The organism is Neisseria sp. HMSC066H01 (assembly GCF_001837375.1).
Lineage (GTDB): Bacteria > Pseudomonadota > Gammaproteobacteria > Burkholderiales > Neisseriaceae > Neisseria.
Genome location: NZ_KV832195.1, coordinates 369,213 through 382,579, shown reverse-complemented (window position 1 = coordinate 382,579; position 13,367 = coordinate 369,213). Strand labels below are relative to the sequence as shown.

Genomic DNA, 13,367 nt, shown 5'->3' with positions numbered 1-13,367 from the left:
TCTGAAACATTGCGTTCAGACGGCCTTTTTTTATCTAAAAATCAGGACATAAGAAAAAATCTATAACAAAAAGTTCATATATTAATGCATCAGGTATATAATGATTCCGCCTATCATTACTGTTATATTTTAATTTTATAGATTAAATATCATTTAAAATTAATAAATTATAATTTTTATCAAGTAGGTAAGTAGATTCTATTAATTAAGGAAATAGTTGTGAAACCTGATTTTCAAATGAAAACAATTTGTTTGTTATTAGTACTGCCTTGCCAAACTGTTTTTGCAGATACAGGACATCAAGAAGTGGAACATGTAGACATGGATACGGTCAAGGTCAGTGGCAAACGGCAGGCACAAAGTAATACCGAGCGCAGTCAGTCTTATACAATCGGAACGATGGCAACGGCGACTGGGTTGCATATTTCAGGCAAGGATACGCCGCAGTCGGTGAGCGTAATGACGCGTCGGCAGCTAGATGATAAAGCAATATATTCTTTAGAAGAGGCAATGAAAAATACTACGGGAATCAACGTAGTTCGGGATTCGGGTTTACAAACTCGTTTTTTGTCTCGTGGTTTCTATGTTGATCAGATTGGTGAAGACGGTATTACTACGAATGTGTCTGGACGTTCGGGCTATACGGCAAAAATCGATGTCTCACCGAGTACAGACCTTGCTGTTTATGATCACATTGAGGTTGTCAGAGGTGCAACCGGTCTTACTCAGTCCAATTCTGAACCAGGTGGAACCATTAATTTAATCCGTAAGCGGCCAACAGCTCTGTTTAAGCATACAGGTGAAATCAGCACTGACCATAGGGGCAGCAAGCGTTTGGCTTTGGATGTATCTGGAAGCTTGAATAATGAACATACGGTACGCGGTAGGCTGGTTGGTGTTCATGAGGATCACCGCTCTTTTAAAGAGGGTGTATGGAACAAGAAAGACATGGTTTATGGCGTGATCGATACGGATTTGAGTGATAACAGTATGCTGACATTGGGCGGCACTTATCAGAAAAATAAAGATATTCCCGATTTTGCCGGCGTGATTTTACCTTGTGAGGATCAAAAAACTGCGGCCTTCAGCTCCAGCCCTGCCTGTAACAATCCTTTGAAATTGCCACGTAATACTTATTTGGGTGAAACCTCATGGTCACGCCTGAATGCTGATAAATACAATATTTTTTCCGGTTTCAAACATGTCTTTGACAATGGATGGCAACTCAATGCAGAAATTTCTTATACGCATAATGATTCAGATGCCAAAGTCGGACAATTTTTTCTGAAAAACGAACACGCGGCAGGTATTTCAGCATCTGAGGCAACGGGTTTCTTAACCGAGAAGGGGGAGGTTATTCCTTTTGAGCCTAAAGACAAGGCGTTGGCAAAATTAAAAGAATATCGTGATGGCGTCACTAAAACATATGAAGAGAAAAAAGCAGATTACGTTGCCCATCATTTCGATGCATCTGCTTTTGAGCAATATCGCTCCCAAAGGGCAGCAGCACGTCGGGCAGGTTTTGATCAATGTATGCAGGACATTGGTTTGGATTTCCTGTGCAACGACTGGCAGGATCCGGGTGTAGAAGTAGATAAAAAAGAGTTTATTGATAAGGAGCTTGCAAAGCAAGGCATTATTAACAATGCAGAAGGCCTGTTTCCCAACCGTCTATACGACTCAGCATATAATCTTCGCCACACATACAACCGCCGTTACAATTTCATGCCGTTGCACTATACCAAACACGATGTGCAATGGGGCTTTAAACTGGACCTGACAGGTAACTACCGCCTGCTTGGACGTGAACATGATTTCTTTGTTGGCTATGCGTATAACAATGAAAAAATCCGTTCTGCTTATACAGAAATCTATCAAAACCGTTATTTTGTCCGTCCTCAAGGTTATGCAGGTGCAGGCAGTTGCGGCATTCATCCCGATGGTCCGGAGCGTAATCCTTTAGAAAAAGGTATTGCCGAACCAGATTGGCATATTTATAACGAAAAAGGTAATAACAAAATCTATGTGCCGGAATGTAGTGGCGCGCATATTACCAAATATACTCCTCGTTTGGATGCGGAAGGCAAGCCTGTCTGGACAGTCAACGACAATGGTGAGCGCGTAATGGTGCAAGATCCTGTTTATGAATTGGATGTAAATGGAAACAAAATACAGGAGCGGGATGAAGAGGGAAATTTGAAATGGGCAAACCAATATCTGAAAATACCGTTGTGGAAAACTGTTCAGGTTGCAGATGATCATGTTCCGGCGTTATACAATTATTCGAAATACCTTAACACGAATAAAACACATTCTTTGACTGTCAGCACCCGCTTTAATGCAACCAACCGTCTGCATCTCTTGGGCGGTATGCACTATACGCGCTATGAAACCACACAAACCAAAGAAATGCCTGTACGCTACGGCCAGCCTGCTACGGCATTCCAAACTGAGAGCAGTAATAAAATCGACAAAGAGCATTACACCTCAAAAATGCAAAGCCATCGGTTTACGCCATATGCCGGCATTACCTACGACCTGACGCCGCAACAAAGCTTGTATGCCAGCTATACTAAGATTTTTAAACAACAGGATAATGTTGATGTAACCAGCAAATCCGTTCTTCCACCACTCATCGGGACTAACTATGAAATAGGTTGGAAAGGGTCGTTCTTGCAAGGCCGTCTGAATGCTTCTCTTGCCTTGTTTGTTTTACAGCAGAAAAACCGTACCGTTGTCGATTTTGGATTTGTTCCTGATACTAGTCGTAACGGAGGTTCATTCCAAACCATCGCTAAACCTGTGGGTAAGGTTAAGAGCAGCGGTGCAGAACTTGAATTGGCTGGCGAATTGTCGGAAAACTGGCGTATTTTTGTTGGCTACACATATAACAAAAGTAAGTATAAAAATGCTGCAGAAGTCAATGCGGAGCGGTTGGAGAAAAACACGACTGCCGACCCGTATAACTTCAGTAACTTCACGCCGGTACATATGTTCCGTCTCGGTACAAGCTACCGCTTGCCTCAAACTAAGTTGACCTTGGGTGGCGGAATATCCGCGCAAAGTCGCACAAGTAGCCTTTACAATATTCACCAAGGAGGCTACGGACTTATAGATGGCTTTGTTCAATATGACTTTCACAAACACGGAAGAATCAGCCTGATCGGAACTAACCTGGCTGACAGGACGTATTTTGAAAACAACTACAACCGCACGCGAGGTCAAAACAATTTCTATGGCGAACCGCGGACAGTCAAACTGAAATTGGATTGGCATTTTTAGAGTGAATGGATAATGATTGGGTATGTAAACATTATTTGCTAAATTCCTGATAAAAGTATGGGTTGAATATCCTTCTTTTCTGAAAGCTGTTTCCTAACAATGGCTGAAGTTGATTCGATAGCCAGCGTATTTTCAAATATTCATTTGTTTCAAGTATTCAGCTTTGAAGGCCGTCTGAAACATTGCGTTCAGACGGCCTTTTTGTTTTCGGATAAAATACAGCAAACTTTCAATCAGCTGCCTTTTAAGATGACGCCCGAAACCCAAAAACAGCTCAAAATTACCGATGTTTCCGCTAAGAAGCTAGAGAAACTCAACCTCCATACCGCATGGGATTTGGTGTTGCACCTGCCGCTGCGTTATGAGGATGAGACGCACATCATGCCGATTAAGGATGCGCCGATCGGCGTGCCGTGTCAGGTCGAGGGCGAGGTCATCCATCAGGAAGTAACGTTCAAACCGCGCAAGCAGCTGATTGTCCAAATCGCCGACGGTTCCGGCAGCGTCCTTTTTCTGCGCTTCATCCACTTTTACGCCAGCAACCAGAAACAGATGGCGGTCGGCAAACGCATCCGCGCCGTGGGCGAAATCAAGCACGGGTTTCACGGCGACGAGATGATTCATCCCAAAATCCGCGATGCCGAGGGCAGCGGTTTGGCAGAAAGCCTCACGCCGATTTATCCGACCGTAAACGGTTTAAATCAACCCACTTTGCGCCGCATCATTCAGACGGCGTTGGACGTTACGCCGCTGCACGACACGCTGCCCGATGATTTATTGGATCGTCTGAAACTGCCGCACCTCGCCGAAAGCCTGCGCCTTTTGCATTCGCCGCCGCCGAGTTTCACCATCCACCAGCTTTCCGACGGCGCGCTGCCCGCATGGCAGCGGCTCAAATTCGACGAACTTTTGGCACAACAGCTTTCCATGCGGCTGGCGCGGCAGAAGCGTGTCAGCGGCACGGCGGCGGCATTGGGCGGCGACGGCACGCTGACCCAAGCCCTGAGCCACGCCCTGCCGTTTGCCCTGACCGATGCACAAGAAAGAGTCGTGTCCGAAATCCGCCGCGATATGGCGCAAACCCATCCTATGCACCGCCTGCTGCAAGGCGATGTCGGCAGCGGCAAAACCATCGTCGCCGCCTTGTCTGCGCTGACCGCCATCGAATCCGGCGCGCAGGCGGCCGTGATGGCGCCGACCGAAATCCTTGCCGAACAGCATTTCATCAAGTTCAAACAATGGCTCGAACCTTTAGGACTCGAAGTCGTCTGGCTCTCCGGCAGCCAGCGCAAAAAAGCCAAAGACGAAGCCAAAGCCAAACTCGCCGACGGTACCGTCAAAATCGCCGTCGGCACGCACGCCCTGTTTTCAGACGACGTCGAGTTCCAAAATTTGGGCTTGGTGATTGTGGACGAACAACACCGCTTCGGCGTCGCCCAACGCCTCGCCCTCAAAAACAAAGGGCGCGACGTCCACCAGCTGATGATGTCCGCCACCCCTATCCCGCGCACGCTCGCCATGAGTTTCTTCGCCGATTTGGACGTGTCCGTCATCGACGAATTGCCGCCCGGACGCACCCCGATTAAAACCCGCCTCGTCAACAACGTCCGCCGCGCCGAAGTCGAAGGCTTCGTCCTCAACATCTGCCGCAAAGGGCAGCAGGCATACTGGGTCTGCCCGCTGATTGAAGAAAGCGAAACCCTGCAACTGCAAACCGCCACCGAAACCCTAGCCCAGCTTCAGGCAGCCTTGCCCGAACTCAACATCGGCTTGGTACACGGGCGCATGAAAGCTGCCGAAAAAGCCGAAGTCATGGCAGAGTTTGCCGCAGGCCGTCTGAACGTCTTGGTCGCCACCACCGTCATCGAAGTCGGCGTAGATGTACCCAACGCCGCCCTGATGGTGATCGAACACGCCGAGCGCATGGGCTTGGCGCAGCTGCACCAATTACGCGGACGGGTAGGGCGCGGCGCGGCAGAAAGCGTGTGCGTCCTCCTGTTTGCCGAACCCTTGAGCGAACTTGCCAAAGCGCGGCTGAAAGTCATCTACGAACACACCGACGGCTTTGAAATCGCCCGCCAAGACCTCAACATCCGCGGCCCCGGCGAATTTCTCGGCGCGCGCCAAAGCGGCATCCCCATGCTGCGTTTCGCCAATCTTGAAGAAGACCTGCACCTCTTGGAACAAGCGCGCGAAATCGCGCCCATGTTAATCGAGCAAAACCCTGAAATCGTTGAAGCGCATTTGGCAAGATGGCTTTCCAGCAGGGAAGGTTATTTGGGCGTATAAAATTTGCATGAAAAGAAAAAGGCCGTCTGAAAACAGACGGCCTTTGGTTTGGCTGGATAGAGGTTTAGAAACCTTGTGCCAACATAGCATCGGCTACTTTGACAAAACCGGCAATGTTCGCACCGTTGACATAGTTTACTTTGTCGCCGACTTTGCCGTATTTCAGGCAGGATTCGTGGATGTTGTGCATGATGTCGAACAGGCGTTGGTCGACTTCTTCACGGGTCCAAGACAGGCGGATGGCGTTTTGGCTCATTTCCAAACCTGAAGTTGCTACGCCGCCGGCGTTGGAGGCTTTGCCCGGAGCGTAGAGGATGCCGGCTTTGATAAATTGTTCGACCGCGCCTAAAGTTGACGGCATGTTCGCACCTTCGGCAACCACATAGCAACCGTTTGCCAGCAGGATTTTGGCAGCGTCTGCGTCCAATTCGTTTTGGGTGGCGCAAGGCAGGGCGACTTCGGCCGCGATGTTCCACGGTTTTTGGTTTTCAAAGTATTGCAGACCTTGTTCTTTGGCGTAAGTGGCCACGCGTTCGCGGCGTACTTCTTTCAGCTCGATCAAAGCAGCCAGTTGTGCTTCGGTCATACCGCTGTCAGGGAAGAGGACAAAGCCGTTGGAGTCGGAAACGGTCAATACTTTTGCACCCAGTTGGATGGCTTTTTCGGCAGCGTATTGCGCCACGTTGCCGGAGCCGGAAATCAATACGCGTTTGCCTTCAATGCTGTCGTTGCGGGTTTCCAACATGGCTTGGGCAAAATACACGCAGCCGTAGCCGGTGGCTTCAGGGCGAATCAGGCTGCCGCCCCATTCGAGGCCTTTGCCGGTCAGGACGGAAGCAAATTCGTTGCGGATTTTTTTGTATTGGCCAAACAGATAGCCGATTTCGCGGCCGCCTACGCCGATGTCGCCGGCAGGAACGTCGGTATCGGCACCGATGTGGCGGTAGAGTTCGGTCATAAAGGCTTGGCAGAAGCGCATTACTTCGGCATCGGATTTGCCTTTAGGGTCAAAGTCGGAACCGCCTTTGCCGCCGCCCATAGGCAGGGTGGTCAGCGCGTTTTTGAACACTTGTTCAAAGGCGAGGAATTTCAACACGCCCAAATCGACGGTCGGGTGGAAACGCAAACCGCCTTTGTAAGGACCGATGGCGGAACTCATTTGAATGCGGTAGCCGCGGTTGACTTGAACTTGGCCTTTGTCGTCCATCCAAGTGACGCGGAACATAATCACGCGTTCAGGTTCAACAATACGCTCAAGCAGACTTTGTTGGGTGTATTTCGGGTTTTTCGCCAAAAACGGATCCAAACTCATGAACACTTCTTCAACGGCTTGGTGGAAGGGTTCTTGGTTGGGGTTGCGTTGTTTAAGATTGGTAAACAGGGTGTTCAGGTCAGTCATTTTTCAACTCCTATCGAGTGAGATGTTTCAATATTTATGTTTCGAAATATAACTGTAAAAAATTTACTTGCCAAGAAAAAATTTAGCCAGATTGTTGACATTATTTTTTTACCAATTTGTAAAATTAGAATTATATTTTTAGTTTGATTAAAAATTATGGTTTATATTTTACATATTAAAAATAATAAGCTATAAAATTTCAAGTAATTAAACTAGAAAATTTCAAAATTTTTTTGTAAAAATTTTATTTGGCTCAAATTTTCGTGTAAATAAATGCTAAATTGTCAACATTATTAACGAATATACGCTAAGCCTAGAGGAAGGGTTGGCCCATTGCAGACAGAGAGGCAGGCCGTCTGAAAATTCGGTACAATACGCATCAAATTCCCACAACACATACATTAAGGAAACCCATGAAAGCCTATCACGACCTTATGCGCCATGTCCTCGACAATGGTATCGACAAATCCGACCGTACCGGCACCGGCACGCGTTCCGTGTTCGGTTACCAAATGCGTTTTGATTTGAGTGAAGGCTTTCCGCTGTTGACCACCAAAAAACTGCATCTTCGCTCAATTATTCATGAGCTGCTTTGGTTTCTCAAAGGCGATACCAACATCAAATACCTGAAAGACAACAACGTTTCCATTTGGGACGAATGGGCGGATGAAAACGGCGATTTAGGCCCGGTTTACGGCTACCAATGGCGCAGCTGGCCCGCACCCGACGGCCGTCATATCGACCAAATTGCCAATGTGGTGGAACAAATCAAGAAAAATCCCGACTCGCGCCGCCTGATTGTGTCCGCATGGAATCCGGCTTTAGTCGACGAAATGGCTTTACCGCCTTGCCACGCGCTGTTTCAGTTTTACGTTGCCAACGGCAAACTGTCCTGCCAGCTTTACCAGCGCAGCGCCGATATCTTCCTTGGCGTACCGTTCAACATCGCCAGCTACGCATTGTTGACCATGATGATGGCGCAAGTGTGCGGCCTGGAAGCCGGTGAGTTTATCCATACGTTTGGCGATGCCCATTTGTACAGCAACCATATCGAGCAGGCTCAACTGCAATTAAGCCGCGATTTCCGAAGCCTGCCGACCATGAAAATCAACCCTGAAGTCAAAGACTTGTTTGCCTTCAAATTTGAAGACTTCGAGTTGGAAGGCTATGATCCGCATCCGCACATCAAAGCCGCCGTGTCGGTGTAATCCAAGCTAAAAAACAAAAGGCCGTCTGAAACTTCAGACGGCCTTTTTATTTGATTTGAATCGTCAGATTTTCTCTCAACGGATCAGCGTATTTCCGTTAAAATACGCCTTCTTTTCCGATTCGAAACATTGCCATGCGCCTGACCCACATCAAACTCTCCGGCTTTAAATCTTTTACCGACCCGACCACGATTCATGTGCCGGGGCAGCTTGTTGCGGTTATCGGGCCGAACGGTTGCGGCAAGTCGAATGTGATTGACGCGGTGCGCTGGGTGTTGGGCGAGGCTTCGGCGAAGCAGCTTCGTGGCGAGAGTATGCAGGACGTGATTTTTAACGGTGCGGCAACGCGCCGTCCTGCGCCGAGGGCTTCGGTGGAGCTGGTGTTTGACAATAGTGACCACAGTTTGCAGGGGGCGTGGGGGCAGTATGCCGAGGTGAGTATCAAGCGGCAGCTGACGCGTCAGGGCGAATCGACTTATTTCATCAACAATCAGATCGTGCGCCGCCGCGACATTACCGATTTGTTCTTGGGTACGGGCGTGGGCGCGCGCGGTTATGCCGTTATCGAGCAGGGGATGATTTCGCGCATCATCGAAGCGCGGCCGGAGGAGTTGCGCGCCTATATCGAGGAGGCGGCGGGCGTGTCCAAATATAAGGAACGCCGCAAGGAAACGGAAGGCCGTCTGAAAGACACACGCGAGCATTTGCAGCGTTTGGGCGATTTGCAGAACGAATTGGCGCGTCAGGTGGAAAAGCTGGAGAAACAGGCGGAAACCGCCGAACGCTACAAATCCCTGACTGCGCAGTTGAACCAACAACAGGATTTGCTTGATTACGCCCAATGGCAGCAATCGCTTGCCGCCGCAGATAAGGCAACCGCGCAGCATCAATCTTTGCAGGCGCAGCAGGACGAAACCGCCGCGCAGGTTCAGGCGTTAAACGACGAAGTACACGCCTTGCAGACTGCCGAACAGTCGCAGCAACAGGCGGTACATGAACTGAGCAACAAACGCGGCGTGTTGCGCGAGCAGATTGCCCGTTTGGAAGAACAAATCCGCCATCAGCAAAACCTGCATCAACGCATCGAACGCGACAAGCAGGCGGCGCAGGCGCAGATGCAGCGCATCCATCAGGAGCAGCAGCAAATCCGTGTGCAGCTTGAAGAAAACGAGTTGCAGGCGGAAGAAAAGCAAACCGAATTGGCGGAATGGGCGATGCAGGTTGCCGAACACGAAGAGCGTCTGCCCGAATTGGAAGAAGCCCAAGCCACGCTTAACGCCGCCTTCCAAACCCAGCAGGACGAGGCAAACCGCATCCGCCGCGAACTGGCGTTGAAGCAGCAGCAGCTTGCCCATGCCGAACAAACCGTTGCCAAGCACGAAGAGCGCAAAGGTCGTCTGAAACAGGAAAACCAAACCCTGAACCTGCCCGACGAAGCCGAAACCGCCGCCGCGCAGGAAGCCGCCGTCTTGTTGCAAAGCCAGCAAGAGCATTACGAAGAACAAATCATTGCCGCCGAAGAAGCCTTGCACGCCGCCCGCGAGGCGTTTCAGACGACCTCGAGCCGCTTCCAAAGCCTGAAGCAGCAACACATCACCTTGCAGGCGCAGCAGCAGGCGTTGTCGCAAATCCTGTCGCAACAGCAGGAAGCCGCCGACTTCTGGCAGGCAACAGACCACGCCGCCGCGCCGCAACTGTGGCAACACATCACCGCGCCCGCCGAGTGGCAGCACGCCTTGTCCGTCATCCTTGCCGAACGCCTGCACGCCCGTAGCGTACCGTCTGGCTTCGTGCCGCCCGCGCCGTTGCCGCAGGGGCAGGCGGCATGGCTTTCAGACGACCTCTCCGGCGGCATCAAAAAATCCCTGCCCGTACAGGCATTGCTGAACCAAATCCAAGCGCAGCCGCCGTTTCAGACGGCATTGCACCACTGGCTCGACGGCGTATTGTGCGCGCCCGATTTGGGCTACGCCCTCGCGCATCAAAACGATTTGGGCGCACACCAAATCTGGCTCACGCCCGAAGGCCATCAGGTCGATAAGGTCAGCGTCCTGCTCTATGCCAAACCCGCGCAGGAAAGCCTGATTGCCCAAAAAGCGCGCCTCGACGGCATTGCGTCCGAACTGGAAAACCTCGCCCCCGAACTCTCCGCCGCCGAAGCCGCGTTCAAACAGGCGGAAGCCGCCGTGCGCTCGTCTGAAGTGCAACATAAAAACCTGATGCAGCAGCAACAGCAGCACACGCGCCAATACAGCCAAGCGCAGCAACGCGCCGCCGAACTTCTGGCGCGCACCAACCAAGGGCAAATCCGCCGCGAACACATCGAGCGAGAACTGGCGCAGTTGGCGGAAGAGCAGACCGTGTTGCAACATACTTCAGACGGCCTCGCAGACGACATCGCTACTTTGCAGGAAGCTGCCGCCGAACTCGAACACCAACAGCAAACCACCGCACACAGCCGCCAAGAGCAGCAAGGCCGTCTGAAACAGGCGCAGCTTGCCCTGTTGGAAGCCAACCGCCAATACGGGCTGGCCGAAGTCGCCGTCCACAAACTCAACCAGCAAAAACAAAACTACCAGCAGCAAATCGCCCGGCTCGAACAGCAAACCCTGGACTGGCAGGAACGCCAGCAAGAGCTTGCCCTCGCCTATGAAACCGAGTTCCAAAACGACGAGCAGCACATCAAGCTCGACGAGCTGACCGAAGCCGTACACACGCTGGACGAAGAATACATCGCCGTGCAGGAAAAACTTGCGCAGATTCAGGAGCAGGGCAGGGAGCAATACGCCCGCGTACAAACCCTGCAAACCAAGCTGCCGCAGCTTCAGGCCGCCACCCAAACCGCCCTGTTGCAGCAGCAGGAAGCCCTGATCAACGCCAAACGCTACCATCAAAACCTGACCGAACGCGCCGCCGATTTGGACGCGCTCGAAGCGTTGGCGAAAGAATCGCCGAAAGTATTGAACAGCAGCATCAGCAGCCTCACCCAGCAAATCGAAGCCCTCGGCGCCGTCAACCTCGCCGCCCTGCAAGAACTCGAAGAAGCACGCGAACGCGACGGCTACTACCGCAGCCAGAGCGAAGACGTGCTGGCTGCCATCACCCTTTTGGAAGAAGCCATTGCCCAAATCGACGACAAAACCAAAGAGCGTTTCAAAGAAACCTTCGACGCCGTCAACGGCAAAGTCCAAACCTTCTTCCCGACCCTGTTCGGCGGCGGCGAAGCCACCCTCAAAATGATAGGCGACGACCTCCTGACCGCCGGCGTGTCCATCATGGCGCGCCCGCCCGGCAAGAAAAACAGCACCATCCACCTCCTCTCCGGCGGCGAAAAAGCCCTAACCGCCATGAGCCTCGTGTTCGCCCTGTTCAGCCTCAACCCCGCCCCCTTCTGCCTTCTGGACGAAGTCGACGCCCCGCTGGACGATGCCAACACCTCGCGTTTCTGCAACCTGGTCAAAGAAATGTCGGCGCAAACCCAGTTCCTCTACATCTCCCACAACCGCTTGACCATGGAAATGGCAGAGCAGCTGGTCGGCGTAACCATGCAGGAAAAAGGCGTATCACGCGTCGTCGCCGTGGACATTAAACAGGCGTTGGAAATGGCCGAACCGAATTGAGGTAAGAATAAAGGTTGCAGATTAAGAAATTCTGATGGTTGGTTATAAAATTAAGTGGATCTGAATGGGGGGACTTTAATCTTTCCTTGAAGCAATAAAAAGGTCGTCTGAAAACTATATCCAAAGTTTTCAGACGACCTTTTATTCGCTTTCACTTTAAAACTGTTTGGAAATGTCGATAAACAAGCGATGCTGGTTTTGACGGTAGTAGAAATGATTGCTGTGGACATGTGTCCAACTCCAGTTCAGGCGTGGAGTGAAGCCTTTCCAGGACAACTTTTTATGGCCTGCTGACAAATGGACGTAGGTTTCACGGTCATTTCGTTTGATATTGAAAATATCTTCTGCCTGATAACGACGGTACTGCACGGTAGTATTGAGAGAAGTGACAAGTTTGCCTGACTTACCCCATGCTTTTGTCCAGCCAGCACGCAGATTTTCGTATTTATAGGCATCAGAGCGGTCACGCGCACTGTTGTATCCTTTGCCTACGCCAAATACGAAATATTCACCACCTCGACGATAATAGAGGGCTGATATAGAGGCAATATGGTTTGCACCGTTTAAGAATTTTCTTTCCTTATGTTTACGGTAGCCGGATTGCCATGCACCAAATATTTGCCATTTGGGTGATAACACACGTGAATAGCGCAAAATACCGCCTGATGTATTGGAGTAGGGCTCTGTACCATACCAGCGCCTCTCATAAAATGGCGATAAGGAGATTTCCTGAGCATGATTACGCCAGCCGGCACCGGTTTCAGCGCGCGCAGTCAAATCATCATAATCGTGTGCATCCCAATAAAATTTACCGCCAGCAGAAAGGTTGTTTTTCCAGACCCAATGACCATTGAGCGGAGTATTCTTTTGTGCAGAAACATCGTAGGCAATACCGTTTGCTGTACGAGGCGCTTCAAACTCAAAACCTCCGTATACACGTTCGCGCGGTGTTCGGGCAATATTATTGTCGCGAACGTAGGAAATATTACCGTCAAAATTCCAAGATTTATCTTTCTTTAGAAATTTATCAAATTCATTCAAGTATTGCAGTGTTGGTTCAGGTAGGTCGGGAGTTTTGCGGACTTCCTGTAACTCTTTTGCTGCGTCACGCATTTTTCCGTCTTGTGAAAGGGTTAATGCTAATTGTAGGCGTACAGGAGAGTAGTCAGGATGATTGGCAAGGATATTCCGCAAATCCTGTTCTGCTGCTTTGTACTTTCCATCTGCACGGGAAAGAATAGCACCTGCATAGGAAGCCATGGTTTCGTCGTGTCCGGTCATGCGACGATAGAGTGGCAATAGGAAACGGATGTTGTCAATATTTTGGCGAGCAAGGGCGGTATCCATTGCATCGGTTAAGATTTCAGGTTGTTGGAGCAATTCTTCTGATGACATGGAAATTGATTGTTGCTCAACCTGATTGTCTTCTTGCAGAGTTTGTTTTTCAGCCTGGCGGATTTGATTATGGTTTAGATCGGGCTGAATTTCATCGTGTGGTGTGGGCGCAGCTGAGGCATAGTGTACCGCAGCGCATAAAATTAAAGCCAAAGTTGGATAGCGCATATTTTT

The 13,367-nt window shown here is 50.4% G+C and carries 6 protein-coding genes; 4 read left to right on the top strand and 2 right to left on the bottom strand.

Annotated features, from left to right (window positions below; all coding sequences use genetic code 11):
• Nucleotides 1-237 precede the first annotated feature (237 nt).
• Together HMPREF2551_RS08640 and recG are read left to right on the top strand one after the other, a co-directional pair.
• Nucleotides 238-3,282, top strand: a complete 3,045-nt coding sequence (locus tag HMPREF2551_RS08640; protein ID WP_070838686.1) for a TonB-dependent siderophore receptor — start codon at nt 238-240, stop codon at nt 3,280-3,282.
• Nucleotides 3,283-3,531: 249 nt separating this feature from the next.
• Nucleotides 3,532-5,571, top strand: coding sequence for an ATP-dependent DNA helicase RecG (gene recG / locus HMPREF2551_RS08635; RefSeq protein ID WP_070838684.1), 2,040 nt, complete (start codon nt 3,532-3,534; stop codon nt 5,569-5,571).
• Between the two features lie 64 nt (nt 5,572-5,635).
• On the opposite strand, the gene gdhA is transcribed toward recG, so the two are convergent.
• Complete coding sequence (gene gdhA / locus HMPREF2551_RS08630; protein WP_003745850.1) at nt 5,636-6,970, bottom strand: NADP-specific glutamate dehydrogenase; 1,335 nt, start codon at nt 6,968-6,970, stop codon at nt 5,636-5,638.
• A gap of 413 nt (nt 6,971-7,383) precedes the next feature.
• On the opposite strand from gdhA, the gene HMPREF2551_RS08625 reads away from it, so the two are divergent.
• Both HMPREF2551_RS08625 and smc read left to right on the top strand, forming a co-directional pair.
• Nucleotides 7,384-8,178 (top strand): thymidylate synthase, encoded by a 795-nt coding sequence (locus HMPREF2551_RS08625; protein WP_049348902.1) that lies wholly within the window; start codon nt 7,384-7,386, stop codon nt 8,176-8,178.
• Between the two features lie 134 nt (nt 8,179-8,312).
• Nucleotides 8,313-11,798 carry a chromosome segregation protein SMC gene (gene smc, locus HMPREF2551_RS08620; protein WP_070838473.1) on the top strand — a complete coding sequence of 1,162 codons (3,486 nt, stop codon included), beginning with the start codon at nt 8,313-8,315 and terminating at the stop codon, nt 11,796-11,798.
• A gap of 156 nt (nt 11,799-11,954) precedes the next feature.
• Here smc and HMPREF2551_RS08615 read toward each other — a convergent pair whose 3' ends face one another.
• On the bottom strand, nt 11,955-13,361 hold the full coding sequence (locus HMPREF2551_RS08615; protein ID WP_070838471.1) for a porin family protein: 1,407 nt from the start codon (nt 13,359-13,361) through the stop codon (nt 11,955-11,957).
• Nucleotides 13,362-13,367 lie beyond the last annotated feature (6 nt).

What these genes read in the sequence shown, in the direction of transcription:
- HMPREF2551_RS08625 (WP_049348902.1), top strand. Translation starts at nt 7,384, where the DNA reads ATGAAAGCCTATCACGACCTTATGCGCCATGTCCTCGACAATGGTATC.
- smc (WP_070838473.1), top strand. Translation starts at nt 8,313, where the DNA reads ATGCGCCTGACCCACATCAAACTCTCCGGCTTTAAATCTTTTACCGAC.
- gdhA (WP_003745850.1), bottom strand. Translation starts at nt 6,970, where the DNA reads ATGACTGACCTGAACACCCTGTTTACCAATCTTAAACAACGCAACCCC.
- HMPREF2551_RS08615 (WP_070838471.1), bottom strand. Translation starts at nt 13,361, where the DNA reads ATGCGCTATCCAACTTTGGCTTTAATTTTATGCGCTGCGGTACACTAT.
- HMPREF2551_RS08640 (WP_070838686.1), top strand. Translation starts at nt 238, where the DNA reads ATGAAAACAATTTGTTTGTTATTAGTACTGCCTTGCCAAACTGTTTTT.
- recG (WP_070838684.1), top strand. Translation starts at nt 3,532, where the DNA reads ATGACGCCCGAAACCCAAAAACAGCTCAAAATTACCGATGTTTCCGCT.